This window comes from Flavobacterium sp. AK-301 (assembly GCF_058310215.1).
In genome coordinates, this window is record NZ_JBZEES010000015.1 from 52820 (window position 1) to 69202 (window position 16383).

Annotated in this window: 14 protein-coding genes; 4 read left to right on the plus strand and 10 right to left on the minus strand. The window is 31.5% G+C overall.

Going from position 1 to position 16383, the window contains the following annotated elements; all coding sequences use genetic code 11:
- Window positions 1-204: 204 nt before the first annotated feature.
- From AC4FQX_RS14290 to AC4FQX_RS14320, 7 genes are all read right to left on the minus strand, one after another.
- A complete protein-coding gene (locus AC4FQX_RS14290; RefSeq protein WP_491168397.1) occupies window positions 205-804 on the minus strand; it encodes a YceI family protein in 600 nt (199 codons plus the stop codon).
- 164 nt (window positions 805-968) lie between these two features.
- Window positions 969-1838: a glycine betaine ABC transporter substrate-binding protein gene (locus AC4FQX_RS14295; RefSeq protein ID WP_491168398.1), complete on the minus strand. Its 870-nt coding sequence runs from the start codon at window positions 1836-1838 to the stop codon at window positions 969-971.
- A gap of 2 nt (window positions 1839-1840) precedes the next feature.
- Entirely contained in the window at window positions 1841-2713 is an 873-nt protein-coding gene (locus AC4FQX_RS14300; RefSeq protein ID WP_491168399.1) for an ABC transporter permease, read from the minus strand.
- Window positions 2714-2797: 84 nt separating this feature from the next.
- On the minus strand, window positions 2798-4018 hold the full coding sequence (locus tag AC4FQX_RS14305; RefSeq protein ID WP_491168400.1) for a quaternary amine ABC transporter ATP-binding protein: 1221 nt from the start codon (window positions 4016-4018) through the stop codon (window positions 2798-2800).
- Between the two features lie 906 nt (window positions 4019-4924).
- A complete protein-coding gene (locus AC4FQX_RS14310; RefSeq protein WP_491168401.1) occupies window positions 4925-7480 on the minus strand; it encodes an adenosylcobalamin-dependent ribonucleoside-diphosphate reductase in 2556 nt (851 codons plus the stop codon).
- 464 nt (window positions 7481-7944) lie between these two features.
- Window positions 7945-9405 carry an aminoacyl-histidine dipeptidase gene (locus tag AC4FQX_RS14315; RefSeq protein ID WP_491168402.1) on the minus strand — a complete coding sequence of 487 codons (1461 nt, stop codon included), beginning with the start codon at window positions 9403-9405 and terminating at the stop codon, window positions 7945-7947.
- Between the two features lie 139 nt (window positions 9406-9544).
- Window positions 9545-9808 (minus strand): (2Fe-2S) ferredoxin domain-containing protein, encoded by a 264-nt coding sequence (locus AC4FQX_RS14320; RefSeq protein WP_491168403.1) that lies wholly within the window; start codon window positions 9806-9808, stop codon window positions 9545-9547.
- A gap of 238 nt (window positions 9809-10046) precedes the next feature.
- Between AC4FQX_RS14320 and AC4FQX_RS14325 the strand changes: the two genes are divergently transcribed.
- A complete protein-coding gene (locus AC4FQX_RS14325) occupies window positions 10047-11123 on the plus strand; it encodes a DUF3810 domain-containing protein (protein WP_491168404.1) in 1077 nt (358 codons plus the stop codon).
- Window positions 11124-11200: 77 nt separating this feature from the next.
- Here AC4FQX_RS14325 and AC4FQX_RS14330 read toward each other — a convergent pair whose 3' ends face one another.
- Entirely contained in the window at window positions 11201-12508 is a 1308-nt protein-coding gene (locus tag AC4FQX_RS14330; protein WP_491168405.1) for an NAD(P)/FAD-dependent oxidoreductase, read from the minus strand.
- Window positions 12509-12726: 218 nt separating this feature from the next.
- Between AC4FQX_RS14330 and AC4FQX_RS14335 the strand changes: the two genes are divergently transcribed.
- Both AC4FQX_RS14335 and AC4FQX_RS14340 read left to right on the plus strand, forming a co-directional pair.
- Window positions 12727-13221 (plus strand): RNA polymerase sigma factor, encoded by a 495-nt coding sequence (locus AC4FQX_RS14335; protein ID WP_491168406.1) that lies wholly within the window; start codon window positions 12727-12729, stop codon window positions 13219-13221.
- 12 nt (window positions 13222-13233) lie between these two features.
- The gene (locus AC4FQX_RS14340) at window positions 13234-13863 is read left to right on the plus strand and encodes a DUF8845 family protein (protein ID WP_491168407.1); all 630 of its coding nucleotides are present in this window, start codon (window positions 13234-13236) and stop codon (window positions 13861-13863) included.
- Window position 13864: 1 nt separating this feature from the next.
- On the opposite strand, the gene AC4FQX_RS14345 is transcribed toward AC4FQX_RS14340, so the two are convergent.
- Together AC4FQX_RS14345 and AC4FQX_RS14350 are read right to left on the minus strand one after the other, a co-directional pair.
- Window positions 13865-14680 carry a lysophospholipid acyltransferase family protein gene (locus AC4FQX_RS14345; RefSeq protein ID WP_491168408.1) on the minus strand — a complete coding sequence of 272 codons (816 nt, stop codon included), beginning with the start codon at window positions 14678-14680 and terminating at the stop codon, window positions 13865-13867.
- Between the two features lie 47 nt (window positions 14681-14727).
- Entirely contained in the window at window positions 14728-15366 is a 639-nt protein-coding gene (locus AC4FQX_RS14350) for an NUDIX hydrolase (protein ID WP_491168409.1), read from the minus strand.
- A 153-nt stretch (window positions 15367-15519) separates the two neighbouring features.
- Between AC4FQX_RS14350 and AC4FQX_RS14355 the strand changes: the two genes are divergently transcribed.
- Entirely contained in the window at window positions 15520-15957 is a 438-nt protein-coding gene (locus tag AC4FQX_RS14355) for a DUF4268 domain-containing protein (protein ID WP_491168410.1), read from the plus strand.
- The last annotated feature ends 426 nt before the right edge of the window (window positions 15958-16383 follow it).

Consider the following 16383-nt stretch of genomic DNA (forward strand, 5'->3'; position numbering starts at 1 on the left):
TGTGAGAAATGAAATGTTTTTTAAGGCAATTTGAAGATGTGCTAATTTGAAAAAAAGAAGAAAGAGTAAAGAATCAAGAAGAAAGAGAGCTCTGAAAACTGTACTATACTCATGACTGATTATTTAGATTATTCGACTAAAAAGTCATTTTACAGAAACAGAGGGCTTTACCCTCTGTCCTTAGTCTTTATATTTTCTTTCTGTTTATTCTTTTGTGATCTCTACATTAATATCAACATCAGACCATGTTTTACCGGCATGAAGATCTTTACAGATTTCATGAATAGTCTGAAATGCTTTATCAGCTTTAAAATCGGATACAATATCAATACTTCCTTTGATTTTTACACTGTCCTCAGTGGCTTCGTATGTAAACTCTTTTTCCTTTGTAACATCATTCATCGTGATAAATACAGGTACTTTACCATCTTTGAAAGTTCCAAAATGTCCGGAAATATCTCCATTCATCTGAGCAAAGAAAGATACTTTTAACTTTTCATCTCTTCCTTCGTCTTTTGAATTTACTGATGCGGTAACAATAGAGAATTTGGCTCCGTCTAATGCATTTAGTAAAGTATCTGATTCTTTTAGCACTAATAGATCAGAAGTAGCAAATGTTCCTGAAACACCTATTTTTTCAGGTGTTTTAAAAGCGGTCCATGTTACTGTATGATTATAAACTGGTTTTTCTGCTATAACCGGTGTGGCTTCTTCTGTTACTGTCTCTTCTTTTTTGTTGTCCTTAGAACCACATGAAAAAGTAAATGCTCCTGCTAAAACTAATACTAAAAATTTTGTTTTCATAATTAATAAATTTATCTGTTAAGTTATTCTTTCACTATTATTAATGAAGGGTTATTTAACAAAATTAAAGACCTTAATCGGATTTATAATGAATCTATTATTAAAGTTTCCTTAAATTAAACAGAATCTTACCTGAATTACAACTTCTATTCCAAGAACAGGAACTATTTTTTCTTTCTGGTATCTAATATTTTTGGTACAACCCAGGTTTCTAAAGTGTCTTTATACTTTTTATAAAATTTCCCGGCTCCCACCATCGGGTCTTTACCTTCTGATACCATTATCATTAACTCGTTCAGTTTCTTTTCATTCAGAGAAAAATTCTTAAAAAATACACCTAGTTCTGGTTTCTCTTTTGAAAATCCTTTACGTGAAATAATTTCAATACTGTCTTTTGGATATACTCTTTTTGGATCTTCCAGCATTTTCAGGTCATAATTTGACCACATAAAATGAGGTTTCCATCCTGTTATTACAATCCATTCTTTATGTGTTACTGCTTTTTTTAAGGCAGTTATCATAGAGGTTTCAGATGAACCAATCTGTTTTATATCCAAATCATATTCTGTGATTGCTTTTTCGGTATTGGCATAAATCCCTGCACCGGAAGCAATACCGTATATCTTCTGACCAATTTTATCTTTATTTGCATTAAGCTCTTCTATTGAATTAATATCTACATAAGCAGGCACTGCCAACCCTGTAACGCCATCATCAAAAGCTGTTCCTATTCTATCTAGTTTAGAACCATATTTCTTCCAATACTTTTGATGTGTATTAGGTAACCATGCATCCATATAAACATCTGTATCTCCACGGGAAAGCGAGGTGAAAATAGGTCCCGGCTCTAATCGTTTCAAAGAAACGGTATATCCTTTATCTTCTAAAATTACTGCTGCCAGATGTGTAATTGCAATCCCGTCTGCCCAGTTCGGATATAACAGAATTACATCCTGTTTTTTTCTGCGTTCGCATGAGGTTACTGCAACTATTACCATAGTCAGTAATACCAGTAATCGTATACTTTTTTTCATAATTATTTTTTCTTTTTACCTAATGACTGTGTCATTCTATCTAAAATAATAGCCAGAATAACGATACATAATCCCGCTTCAAACCCAAGCGCAACATCAGCCTGCTGAATTCCTGCATATACGCTTTCTCCAAGACCTCCGGCACCAACCATAGAGGCAATAACAACCATTGAAAGTGCCAGCATAATAACCTGATTTACACCAGCAAGAATGGTAGTCATTGCTAAAGGAATCTGTACTTTAAATAGAGTCTGACGATTTGTACAGCCAAAGGCAACAGATGCTTCTACTATTTCTTTGGGAACTTCTGATATTCCAAGTGCTGTCATACGTACCGCGGGAGGTAATGAAAATATAACGGTAGCAATAACTCCGGGAACATTACCTACTGAAAAAAATAATATAGCAGGAATCAAATAAACGAATGCAGGCATAGTCTGCATAAAATCAAGTATCGGACGAATTATCGCATTACCGTTCTTATGTCGTACACACCAGATTCCCAGCGGAATACCTATCAATAAAATAATAACTGTGGATACAATAACCAGCACAAATGTATTTATTGTTTGTTCCCAGAATCCCATCCAGTAAATCAGACCAAAACCCAGCAAACAAAACAAAGGCAGTTCTAACAACTCTCTTGCATTAGTTTTTGTAATACTGATCTTTGTAAAACTTTTGTTTTTTATAAAAAAAGCGGTTAATGCAAATAAGAGTATCACAATAAAAGGAGGAATAACCGTTATCGTTTCCTGTAAAAAATCTACTGTATTTTCTATTATTATTGTGATCTGCTGAAATACAGGCGTTCCTACATCGGACAGCCAGTCAACAAAATGCTCTACATATTTTCCTATATTTAATTTTTCCATTTTATTCGTTTCTTTATTTTTTCAGATACATAAAGCATCTATTATATTTATTTTATACTCTTTACAAACTCTTAATTTATTGTTTTAATTTGCATTTTCAATAATCGTTTGTACTGCTTCATCATCATATCCGGTAACCATTGCAACTACGTCTGAATGGCGAACATAACCTACAGGACGATCTCTGTGATCGACTACTGCTAATGGATATTTCTGATTAATAAATAAGGGGAGCATATCTGAAACCGGCATATCTATGGAAACTTTAGGAATATCAATAATACTGTTTTCATCTATGATTTTCTTTCCTTCTTTCATTTCTTTTCGTAAATCCAGTTCCCGAACATATCCTCTGAAAACTTTTGAACTGTCAACTACTGGCAGAAAACGCCACAGAGAAAGCTCCATCTGGCGAATAGCCCAGGCAGGTCCATCTTTACCCAATTGAACTCTTGCTTTGAAAGGCTCCATTATGGAGGAAGCTGTTATTATTTTAGAACGGTCTACATTTTCAACAAAAGCTCTTACATAATCATTTGCCGGATCAAGAAGTATATCTTCTGACTGTCCTTGTTGTACTACTTCGCCATCTTTCATTATAGCGATATGATTTCCAAGCTTCAATGCTTCGTCCAAATCATGGGTAATAAATATAATCGTCTTTTTCAGTTTATCCTGTACATCTAATAATTCGTCCTGCATTTGTGCTCTGATTAGAGGATCCAGAGCGCTAAAAGCCTCATCCATTAATAAAATCTGAGAATCGGTAGCCAGAGCACGGGCAATACCCACACGCTGCTGCATACCACCACTTAGCTGATCGGGATATGAATTTTCATATTCTTTTAATCCAACCATCTCCAAAATATTTCTGGCTTTCTCATTTCTTTCCGGTACCGATAATCCCTGTATCTCTAAACCGAAGGCAACATTATCTAATATGGTACGATGGGGTAATAATCCAAAATGCTGGAAAACCATTCCTACTTTTTTTCTGCGCAGGTTAAGTAATCCGTTTTTATCTATTTTGGTAATATCTTCACCATCTACTATTATAGAACCTTTCATGGGAACGTTCAGCATATTGAAACATCGTAGTAAAGAAGATTTACCACTACCGGATAAGCCTATAATTGTAAATATTTCACCAGCTTCTATATTTAGATTTACATTATTTACTGCAACAGTACATTTCGTTTTTGAAAAAATTTCATGTTTATCTTTTCCTTGCTCCAGCATCTTCAGTGCCTGCTTTTTGTTTGCTCCAAAAATCAGACTTAAATTTTTAACTTCTATTTTACTCATCGGTAATTTATCTTTTTAAAGTAGTATTCTACGTGGTTTGTATTAGAAAATCAATTGTAACTTTTTTAATCTATACTAGGTCTTTCCATGAACTAAAAAAACAATAAACAAACAAAAGAAGTGAATACAAAAAGTAGATTTTATCATAATATATAATGGTTTACTGTCCCGTATATATATTTTAAAAATATATACGAATCATTAAATTCGTTTGGTTAGATTGTAAAAAATAGATCGATAACTTTATCCAGTTTATAACGTTAACTGTGTAATGATTTGTTATGCAAATGTGACCAATCTGAATCCAGATTTAGGAATGCTTAATAGCTGAAGAACACGACCATTTATGGAAAAAAATAAACAAATCTGAATATTTTATTTCAATGTTACTTTAACAAATATAGGAAAAAAGTCTCTTTGAGACAAGGAAATTGTACTTTAATTATCATAAATACTCTTGAAAAACAAGGTTTTACCTCTCTCCAAAACACCTCTTAAAGACCTATGCAGTAGTAGCTAAGCAACCATCTGTTTTATAATTACAAGGCGTAAAAAATTATTTTTTTTATTCTGTTTTTAATACAAAAAAGACTGTTTTTTATTAAAACAAAAGGTAATATAATTGTAAATAGGAGTTCAAAATACCATTAAAATCTTTAGAGAATTTATTTAACAACAAAGAGTTTTAAAATTAAAAACAATTTTTATAATTAACAGTTTTCTTTTGCTAATTTATCTTCTGAATTTGTATTACAAAACATAATCAGTACCTATCAAAAAAAGTTTTCGTCATTTAATAAATTATAAACAAATATAAAAGTAATATGATTCTAAGACATTTACAAAAAAAAGCTCTAATATATTTGATATATCAGAGCCTCTTTTATAAAATTAATTACGGTTTTTTTATCCGCATTTAGATGATCCACAGTCTTTACAGGTTAAGCATCCTTCCTGATACATTAAATTAGTCGACTGACAATTACTACATTTTTGACCATTTACAGCTGTCCCGTCCGGCACATAGCGTTTTAGAGCTCTTGCTACTCCATTCTTCCAGGTATTGATCGATTCGTTATCCAGTTGTAAGCTGTTAATCAGATCTACTGCTTTTTCTATAGACATTCCGTGTCTCAAAGTACCTGAAATCAGTTTTGCATAGTTCCAGAACTCCGGATCGAATTTATGTGATAATCCTTCAATGGTCGTTTTATAACCTCTCAAATTTGTATACTGGAAATCATATCGTGATGTTCCGTCCTCATTTCTGCTTTTAATAATTAATCCTTCTGTTACCCAGCGCGGAATAAGAATACCATCTTCATCGTCCACTAATCCTGTGAAGATCTCGTAAGGTCTTTCATCTAACAACCCAATAAAAGCAATCCATTTTTCTTTATTATTTTGGAAACGAACTACGTCTGCCTGTAATACCTGCGGCCGTTTTGTCGGAAATTGTGTTCCTGCAGCAACGGTTTGTTCTTCTTTTTTCGGAGTGGTGGATACTAAAACACCTGAACGAGAACCATCTCTGTATACTGTTACTCCTTTACACCCAGCCTCCCACGCTTCCATATATAATTTTGCCACTAATTCTTCAGTTGCATCATTCGGAATATTAATGGTTACAGAAATAGAGTGATCTACCCATTTCTGAATGGCACCCTGCATGCTCACTTTACTTAACCAGTCAACATCATTTGAAGTTGCTTTATAATAGGGTGATTTTTCTACAAGAGCATCCAGATCTTCATTAGAATAATTTTTATCCAGATCTAATCCGTTTACTTCCATCCACTGTTTGAAACGATGATGGAAAACAATATATTCTTCCCAAGAATCCCCAACTTCATCAACAAAATCTACTCTTGCATCTTTATCATTCGGATTTACTTTTCTTCTTCTTTTATAAACCGGCATGAAAACAGGTTCTATTCCTGAAGTTGTTTGTGTCATTAAACTGGTACTTCCGGTTGGAGCAATGGTTAACAGAGCAATATTTCTACGTCCGTGTTCCTGCATATCGAAATGTAATTTTTCGTCAGCTTCTTTTAAACGGATTATAAAAGGATTGTTTTCTTCTCTCTTTGCGTCAAAAATAGTGAATGCCCCACGCTCTTTCGCCATTTCTACTGATGAACCATAAGCAGCAAGTGCTAATGTTTTATGAACATTCACAGAGAATTCCGTTCCTTCTGGACTTCCGTAACGTATTCCTAAAGCAGCAAGCATATCTCCTTCTGCTGTAATCCCTACTCCGGTTCTGCGTCCTTCTTTCGCTTTTGTTCTGATATTAATCCAAAGGTTTCTTTCAATTCTTTTTACTTCATCATCTTCCGGGTCACTATCAATTTTCTCAAGAATTGCATCAATCTTTTCTAATTCCAAATCAATAATATCATCCATCATCCTTTGTGCTATAGCAACATGTTTTTTGAATAATTCAAAATTGAAAACTGCTTTATCTGTAAAAGGATTTTCTACATAAGCAAAAAGATTAATGGCTAATAAACGACAGGAATCATAAGGACAAAGTGGAATCTCTCCACATGGATTAGTAGAAACAGTTGTATATCCCAGATCAGCATAACAATCTGGTAGGGATTCTTTAATAATAGTATCCCAGAATAATATTCCTGGTTCTGCAGATTTCCATGCATTATGCACTATCTTATTCCATAAACTATTTGCATCTAAAATATTTAAATATTGGGGATTATCACTGTGTATTGGATATTTCTGAATATATGGGGTATTACCTTTTACAGCTTTCATAAACTCATCATCAATACGTACAGAAACATTGGCTCCTGTAATTTTACCTTGTTCCAGCTTAGCATCAATAAACTGTTCTGCATCAGGATGATTAACCGAAACGGATAACATCAATGCTCCTCTTCTTCCATCCTGAGCAACTTCTCTTGTGGAATTAGAATATCTTTCCATAAAAGGAACTAGTCCTGTAGAAGTCAAAGCAGAATTCTTAACAGGTGAGCCCTTGGGTCTAATATGTGAAAGATCGTGGCCTACTCCGCCTCTTCGCTTCATTAACTGTACCTGCTCCTGATCAATCTTCATAATACTTCCGTAAGAATCGCTACTTCCTTCATTACCAATAACAAAGCAATTGGATAAAGAGGCTATCTGAAAAGGGTTTCCAATTCCTGTCATCGGACTTCCCTGCGGAATAATATATTTAAAATCTTTTATTAAATCAAAAATCTCCTGCTCGGATAAAGGATTAGGATAATTTTTTTCTATTCGGGCAATTTCTTTTGCTATCCTATGATGCATATCATTTGGACTAAGCTCATAAATATTACCTTCAGAATCTTTAAGAGCGTATTTATTCAGCCAGACTCTGGCTGCTAAATCATCTCCTTTAAAATATTTTAATGATGCTTCAAAGGCATCATCCTGAGTGTAAACGGCATGTGATTTTTCGATTAAATCCGCTTTCATAAATTGTGCTTTTTTAAAATTGTGTGTATGAAGTAATCATTGGACAAAATTACACAAAAAAATGTATTATAAAAATTATACAAATCATAATGTTTACAAAAAACAATAACTAAACTATTATTAATAAGATAGTTATGCTTTTGTGAACAATTAAAAGTTAACAAATAAATAAAAACTACTTAATTCTATTACATTCATTTTTATTATAAAATTAAAGCATTATTAATACTATATTTATCGTTTTAAGTACTATAACAAAATACATCTATTGAAAAAAAACATTTTTATAAGTTATTAGTAATATGTTAAAAATAAAGAAAACTGATTTTACTCATTGATTTAAAAATCAATTTCAATATTTAATAAAAATATAAGCAAATCAATTCTTACAAAAGAAACAAAACATAAAAAAAGGAGTTTTATTTATTTCTAAATAAGACTCCTTTTTTACGATTTAACTTTATTTATTTTACCGGAATATTTTTTAATATTTCAAGTACAAACTTCCAATATTTCTGAACAGAGGATATACTTGCTCTTTCATCGGGAGAATGTGCTCCTTTAATAGTAGGTCCAAAAGAAATCATATCCATATTCGGATAATTCGTTCCTAAAATCCCACATTCTAATCCTGCATGACATGCTACAACACTGGCTTTCTCTCCGTTTTGTTTCTCATACAGATCTTCAAGAACTTTCAGAATAGGGGAATTTACGTTTGGTGCCCATCCCGGATAAGAACCGGTTAAAGTAACATCACATCCTATTAACTCAAAAGCTGCTCTTAATGCATTTGCTAAATCCAGTTTAGATGTTTCTACTGAAGAACGCGTTAAACAGCTTACTTTGATTTCTCCTTCTTTTACAATTACTCTGGCAATATTATTAGAGGTCTCTACTAGGTCAACTATATCTGCACTCATTCTGTATACACCATTATGGGCTGTATAAAGTGCTCTTATAAATCCTTCCTGAACTCCCAGGTCCATTATTTTTTGAGGTAGATTCGTTTTTTCAATTGTAATGGAAAGATTAGGTTCCATCGTTTTAAACTCTGTTTTAATTTCATTGATTACCTGCTGCATATCAAAAACAAAGGCTTCATCAAAAATCTCAGAAATAATTACTCTGGCATAACTCTCTCTTGGAATTGCATTTCTTAAACTTCCTCCATTAATTTCAGCAATCTGTAAACCAAAGTTCTCAAATCCGTCAAATAATAAACGATTCATTATTTTATTGGCATTACCCAAACCTTTATGGATATCCATTCCTGAATGTCCTCCATTTAGTCCGTTTACAGTGATAATATATCCTACTGATCCTTCCGGTACTTCTTCTTCTTTATAACTTCTTTCGGCTGTAACATCAATTCCTCCTGCACATCCGATATCAATTTCATTATCTTCTTCTGTATCCAGATTTAAAAGAATCTCACCATTCAGTAAACCTCCTTTTAATCCCATTGCTCCTGTCATTCCGGTCTCTTCATCTATTGTAAATAAAGCTTCAATTGCAGGATGAATAATCTCTTTTGATTCCAAAATAGCCATAATGGTAGCAACGCCTAGTCCATTATCTGCTCCTAAAGTAGTTCCTTTAGCTCGAACCCAGTCACCATCAACATACATCTGAATTCCCTGTGTGTCAAAATCAAAATTAGTTCCGGCATTTTTCTGATGAACCATATCTAAATGCGACTGCAACACAATGGTTTTTCTATTTTCCATTCCGGTCGTTGCCGGCTTTTTAATAATTACATTTCCAACCTCGTCTTCAATCGTTTCTAATCCCAATTGTTTTCCAAAGTCTTTCATAAAAGCAATTACTTTTTCTTCTTTTTTAGAAGGTCGGGGAACTGCATTAAGATCAGCAAACTTACCCCAAACAACTTTAGGTTCAAGGTTTCTTATTTCTTGGCTCATATTTTAAAATTTAATTCTAACAAAGATAAGATTTCCTGTTAGAAAAAAGAGGAAAGAGGAAAGAGGAAAGAGGAAAGAAAATAAAAAAGGTAATTAACACTGAATTAATTACCTTTCGTTTTCTAGTTTACCTTTTATATCAGGCAATATGTTTTTCAAATAAAGCTTTTGCTTTTTTCTCTGATACTTTACCTTTCCACACGTTTTTAGGCTGAATACAAAATATCGGAGCCTTTTTGCATTTACCACAACATTCCATCTTTTCCAGAGTAACTTCTTCTTTTAATTCAGCTTCTTTCAATAATCCTTTAAAACATTTTTTCGCTTCTTTATTATACTTACAGCATTTTTTACCGTCACAGAAATAAATAACTTTACCTGAACCTTCCTTCTTTTCTTTCATCTCTTACCTCTAAGCTTCTAATTATTAAATGATTATAGCACTGCAAGATTAAGGAATTTATTTTTATTTATTCTAAATAAAAGATTATTTTTTTATTTAGAATCCAAAATTAAATATAGATTAAAGTTAAAACAAAGATTATTTTAGTCATTTAAAAATGAAAAATAACCTATCAGGCTTCTTTTAAAGATCTTTTCTAACTTTATTTCTCTAAATTTGCTCCTCCAATATTTACTGAATGAAAAATAAAAAAATTCTATTTAGTTTTCTTCTAATTATTCAAATCATTGTTCTGAAAATAATTTCTTTTTTTCCTGAATTGGTAGAAAAATATTACAGTAACGGATTGTATCCTTTGATCTCAAAAACATTGCGTTTCTTTTTAGGTTGGATTCCATTTTCAGTAGGTGATATTGTTTATATTCTTCTGATCCTTATCCTTATCAGGTGGTTTTGGAAAATCAGAAAATCATGGAAAACAAATTATAAATCCTATCTTCTAACCATAACAAGTGCTTTCTCTGTTGGATATTTCTTATTTCATTTATTATGGGCAATTAATTACCACCGAGTTCCTTTATATCAAAAAATGAATATTGAAAAGGAGTACAGAAAAGAAGATCTGTTAACTGTAACAGAGCAATTAGTTGAAAAAGTAAATTCAATTCATTCAAAATTGGAAAAAAATGACAGCCTGAAAGTTATTAATCCATCTACCAGAAAAGAAGTTTTCAAACAGACCTTAACCGGTTATAACAGATTAGCAACTCAATATGATTATTTCAAATATACAGCATTAAGCATTAAACCGTCTCTGCTAAGTCTGCCATTAACCTATATGGGATTTGCCGGCTATCTGAATCCTTTCAGCAATGAGGCTCAGGTAAACGATAAGATCCCAATGTATACTTTCCCTACTGTTTCCTGCCATGAAATGGCACACCAGCTAGGATATGCTTCTGAAAGTGAAGCGAATTTTATTGGTTATTTGGCTTCGATAAATAATGATAATCTCTATTTTCAATATTCAGGCTATATATATGCCTTACGATATTGCCTCCGTAACTGGACAGTAAGAGATGAAAACATCTATAATTCCTTATTACAGAAACTTCATTATGGTGTTATTGAGAATATAAAAGAGTCCGATCTGTTCTGGGATAATTATGATTCTCCTATTGAAATTGTATTTAAAAAATTCTATGATAATTATTTAAAACTGAATCAACAAAAAGACGGACTAAAAACTTATACCCAGTTTATTGGTCTGTTAGTGAATTATCATACTCAAAAAGTATTAATTAAAAAGGAATAATCCTTACTATCAAAATTCATAATCCTAATTTTTAGATTAGTATTATAATCAGCTAAAAACAGGAAGTAAACTAATTTCTAATCGTCTGAATTAGTAGTAAATGAAGTCAGGTCTTTCTTCTTGAAGGGTCTTATTATTAATCGGGACTCTCTGTCAAAACGAATATAATTATAAATCCAGTTAAATAATACTACTACTTTATTTTTAAAGCCTATTAAAGAAAATAAATGTACAAACATCCAGACAAACCATGCAAAAACACCATTAAACTGCCATTTAGGCAAATCAACAACTGCTTTATTTCTTCCTATGGTTGCCATAGAACCTTTATCATTATAAATAAAAGGTTTCATTTCTTGTTTTTTTGAAGCTCTGACCAGATTTTTTGCCAACCACTTTCCTTGCTGTATAGCCGGCTGAGCCATCATGGGATGTCCAAAAGGATTTTCTTTATCTTCCATTAAGGCAATATCTCCTATCGCAAAAATACAATCATATCCCAGAACCTGATTAAACTGATTTACTTTTATTCTCGTTTCCTTTTCTACCAGAGCTTCTTTTTTTAAACCTTTTAATAAAGCTCCTTGCACTCCTGCTGTCCAGATAAAAGTTGCACAATCAAAAGTCAGACTCGTATTTGTGGTTACATACCTTCCGTCATAATTTTCTACACGAACATTTTTCCAGACACTTACTCCTAAACGTTTTAAAAATTCTTCTGCCTTCTGAGATGCCTTTTTACTCATTGTATTTAATATTCGATCACCACTCTGAATCAGATTAATCTGCATCATCCGAAGATCCAAATCCGGATAATCTTTAGGTAAAATACCTTTTTTCATTTCTGCCAATGATCCTGAAAGCTCCACTCCTGTAGGTCCTCCTCCAACAATAACAAAATTCATTAAACTTTGTCTTTCTTTTAAATCTGTCGTCAATAAAGCCTGTTCAAAGTTTTCTAAAATTAAACTACGGATATTTAATGATTGTGGAATTGTTTTCATTGCCATACTGTTCTTTTTAATTTCTTTGTTCCCAAAGTAATTGGTTTTAGAACCTGTCGCAATAACCAGATAATCATAATTAAGTTCACCAATATCAGCTATTATCTTTTTATTTTCAGTATCTATCTGATTCACTTTTGCTAATCTGAAATAAAAATTCTCATGTTCCTGAATAACCTTTCTAATAGGATAAGCTATAGAGCCCGCTTCAAGACCACCTGTAGCCACCTGATATAATAAAGGCTGAAAATTATGATAGTTATGTTTATCTAACAAAACAATTTGAAAACCTTTATTTTTCATCATTTTCGCAAAATTTACTCCTGCAAAACCTCCTCCAACAATTACTATTCTTGGAGAATTAGAGTGGGATATATTCATCTGATATTTTGAATTTATACCAAAATAACGGCTTTTTGTTTAAAGTAACAAAGAATAAACAGACCAAGATTTAAATAAATATTCCTACAAATAATATCCTTTACTTCTTTTTATCCTAAATAAAGAAAAAACAGTAAAAAAAGCATGATATATACTCAAAAAAGAAATATTTTTATATTTATATGTAACAAAATCAATAATTATCATACTAATCGTTTATGAGTAATTCTTTAGAGAAATCATTTGTACAACTATTACAGGAAAATCAAAATTTAATTCACAAAGTGTGCAGGCTGTACACTTGTGGAGAAGAGGCTCATAAAGATTTGTTTCAGGAAATTACAATTCAGTTATGGAAAGCTTATCCTAAATTCAGAGGAGAATCTAAATTTACAACCTGGGCATACCGTGTTGCGCTAAATACTGCCATAACTCTATATCGGAAAAAGACACGCTCTATTAATACCATTGAATTTAATAACAAAACACATCAATTTAACCAGGATGATTATAATTTTGAAGAAGAGGAACAAATTAAATTACTTTATCAGTCTGTTCATCAATTAAATGATATTGAAAAAGCACTAGTTTTTATGTATCTTGAAGATAAAGATTATACTGAAATTGCTGAAACTTTAGGAATCAGTGAAGTGAATGCAAGAGTGAAAATGAACCGAATTAAAGGAAAACTAAAAAAAATATTAAACCCGTAAGATAGTAAGATAATGGAAGAGCTGGATTTATTAAAAAAAGACTGGAAAAAAAACGAAAACTCATTCAAACAGATTTCTGAAAAAGAAATCTACAAGATGTTGCATAGAAAATCATCTTCTATTGTAAAATGGATCTTTATCATAAGTGTTTTAGAAATCGTTTTCTGGAATTTACTCAGTCTAATTACTACTGATGAAAATCATTTTGAAACATTAAAAAAATATCATCTTGAAAATTTTATCAATATAGCTTCTTATCTACATTATATAATAATTATACTATTTATCTACCTGTTCTACCGTAATCTAAAAAAAATTTCAACTACAGATTCTGTAAAAGATTTAATGCAATCAATATTAAAAACCAGAAAAACAGTACAGTATTATGTATGGTATAATCTTGGCGTTATGATTCTTATACTATTAATCGTATTTACGGCTACATTTATTTATGATGAAAAAATAGCAAGTCTTATAAACAACCGAGGAAATACTTATACAATAATTATAATTATTCTACTCCTTTTAGGGTTTACTCTTTTTATCTTTGGAATATTATGGTTGTTTTACAGAGTTGTATATGGTTTCTTATTAAAAAAACTATCTCAAAACTATAAAGAACTGAAAAAAATAGATTTCTAATTTATAAAGTATCTTTATAACTCCACCTGCGTTGCTTATTTAATTCTTCTTCTGCTTCTATTTCTTCAGCAGGGATAACTTTCAGAAAAGAAGGGTGTTGTTCAATAGCATATTCGATCTTTTCAACAATAGCTTCTATTGAATCATTTTCATAGTCAATATCAAGAGGGGGTTTAATGACCATAGACTGAAGAATTCCTTTTTTCTTCATACGTAATCCCTTTTTATCAAAAGAGCGCCTAAAACCATCTATAACGATAGGTATTACAATTGGTTTATGCTGTTTTATAATATGAGCTGTTCCTTTTCTGATTGGATTGAAAGGTTTTGTAGTTCCTTGTGGAAAAGTAATAACCCATCCGTCTTCTAAAGCAATCTTAATATTCTCAGTATCATTCGGATTGACTTCTCTGCTTACATCTTCTCCTTTAGCTCTCCAGGTTCTCTCTACTGTAATAGCGCCTGCGTAAGCAAATATTCTGGGCAGTAAACCCGCTTTCATTGTTTCTTTAGCGGCTACATAATAAATATTCAGTTTAGGCTGCCACAAATAACCTACATTTTTAATCGTGTCTACCCTTCCTTTTAAACTGGCATTAAAAACATGAAACATAGCTACTACATCGGCAAAATAGGTCTGATGATTCGAAATAAATAAAACATTTGTATCCGGTAAATTTTTAATAATTTCAGAACCTTCTATTTGTAAATCATTAAATCCTCTATATCGTCTCTGGCTTAATACACCAAAAATCCGAATTAACCATTTTTTTAAAAAAAGTATATGACCAAAAGGATTTCTCTTTAACAATCTCATAAAATATTTTTTAGTAAAATAAGCTGTAAATTTACAAAAACAAAAGCTTATAAAATGTTTTTTATAGTTTCTTTCAGTTCATTTAAAATCATGGCAGTTGCTCCCCAAACAATATGTTCTTCTTTTTTAAAAGCAGGAACTACTGTATTATTAGCATAGGAAGTTTCCACGGCAATATTAACAACATTTTTATCTTCTAAAAAATCTCCTAACGGCCATTCAATAATACCTGCTACTTCTCTAGGAGATAAATCAAAAGTAACTTCTTCATTACTATATCCCATAAACGGATGTACAATAAAATTACTGGGAGGGATATAAATATCACTAAAAGGCTTAACAATATTTATCTTATCAGGAGTAATACCTATCTCTTCATAGGTTTCACGTAAAGCAGTATATTCTAAAGATATATCATCTTCCTCTACTTTTCCTCCGGGAAACGAAATTTGTGAAGAATGAATACCCGGATATTCATTTCTAACAATTAAAACAAAATAAGTTTCTGTACCTTTTGGATAAAACAGCATCATTACAGCTGCTTCTCTTTTATCTTTGTAATTTAAAAGTCCCTTTCTCATTATATCAATCCGCTCCAAAGAAGCCATTTTTAAATGAGAATCCATACCTAAGAGTTTTTCTTTTGCTATTTTTGGGATGATATTTAAAAAATCTTGAAAATCCATAGTGAAATTGTTTCTGAATGCTCTTTAAGAACTACTCATCTTATAAAGATACCTTAGAAATTAATTTTAAACAAATAAATATATAACTGAATGGATCTCTGATCTCAAAAAATATCTGATAATCAAATTTTTAATACCAACTAAATCAATATAATGTATAGTAAAGCTGAAGCACAAAAAATAAAACAAGAATTCTGGACAACGTTTGGTGAAACAAAACCTCGAAAATGGCTCTTATATAACACTAAAATAAAAGATTTCTCTTTTAAATTTTATGCTAATAATAAAAAAGCAAAAGTTCTATTAGATATTGAATCAAAAGATATCAGTAAACGCATTGCTTACTTTGAAAAAATAGAATCTCTAAAAAATATTCTGGAGGAAGAGTTTATTAAAGATCTGATCTTTGAAAAAGATCATGTTCTGGAAACAGGGAAAATAATCAGTCGAATCTGGATAGAAAAGGAACAAATCAGCATTAATAATAAAGCTACCTGGAATACTATATTTGATTTTTTTGAAGAAAAAATGGCTGCCTTTGAATTATTCTATGATGAATATGATGAATATATTAAAAACATAGAAATCTAGAATAGAGAAGAAAGAATCAAGAGACAAGATGTAAAAAGTATTCAGTATTCAGTTTACAATATACGATATTTAATATACAGTTTTCCTGCGAGGTCTTTTTTTGACCTTGTGTAGGTATAATTAATATACGAATTACGATATTGGGTATACGATATATATCTGTAGAGGTACGTTTTAACGCAGCTAACGGGTTCATTGTATATTGTAATTAATTAGATTGTATTACTACATGTAACTGCGTTAAAACGCAGTTCTACTGAAAATTAAAACACAATTCTACCGGAAGGGTTCGAATAATCCAACAATCTTAGTTGAAGGTCATAAAGTCGAAGGTCGGATCTGATTTTCGAATAATCAAAAAATCTAACAGTCAAAACTGTTATAAAACAAAAAACCCTTACTATTGCTAGTAAGGGTTCTTAAAAG

Coding starts and splice junctions, on each gene's coding strand:
- AC4FQX_RS14315 (WP_491168402.1), bottom strand. CDS start 9,405: ATGAGCCAAGAAATAAGAAACCTTGAACCTAAAGTTGTTTGGGGTAAG.
- AC4FQX_RS14335 (WP_491168406.1), top strand. CDS start 12,727: ATGAGTAATTCTTTAGAGAAATCATTTGTACAACTATTACAGGAAAAT.
- AC4FQX_RS14355 (WP_491168410.1), top strand. CDS start 15,520: ATGTATAGTAAAGCTGAAGCACAAAAAATAAAACAAGAATTCTGGACA.
- AC4FQX_RS14325 (WP_491168404.1), top strand. CDS start 10,047: ATGAAAAATAAAAAAATTCTATTTAGTTTTCTTCTAATTATTCAAATC.
- AC4FQX_RS14350 (WP_491168409.1), bottom strand. CDS start 15,366: ATGGATTTTCAAGATTTTTTAAATATCATCCCAAAAATAGCAAAAGAA.
- AC4FQX_RS14345 (WP_491168408.1), bottom strand. CDS start 14,680: ATGAGATTGTTAAAGAGAAATCCTTTTGGTCATATACTTTTTTTAAAA.
- AC4FQX_RS14330 (WP_491168405.1), bottom strand. CDS start 12,508: ATGAATATATCCCACTCTAATTCTCCAAGAATAGTAATTGTTGGAGGA.
- AC4FQX_RS14290 (WP_491168397.1), bottom strand. CDS start 804: ATGAAAACAAAATTTTTAGTATTAGTTTTAGCAGGAGCATTTACTTTT.
- AC4FQX_RS14340 (WP_491168407.1), top strand. CDS start 13,234: ATGGAAGAGCTGGATTTATTAAAAAAAGACTGGAAAAAAAACGAAAAC.
- AC4FQX_RS14310 (WP_491168401.1), bottom strand. CDS start 7,480: ATGAAAGCGGATTTAATCGAAAAATCACATGCCGTTTACACTCAGGAT.
- AC4FQX_RS14295 (WP_491168398.1), bottom strand. CDS start 1,838: ATGAAAAAAAGTATACGATTACTGGTATTACTGACTATGGTAATAGTT.
- AC4FQX_RS14300 (WP_491168399.1), bottom strand. CDS start 2,713: ATGGAAAAATTAAATATAGGAAAATATGTAGAGCATTTTGTTGACTGG.
- AC4FQX_RS14305 (WP_491168400.1), bottom strand. CDS start 4,018: ATGAGTAAAATAGAAGTTAAAAATTTAAGTCTGATTTTTGGAGCAAAC.
- AC4FQX_RS14320 (WP_491168403.1), bottom strand. CDS start 9,808: ATGAAAGAAAAGAAGGAAGGTTCAGGTAAAGTTATTTATTTCTGTGAC.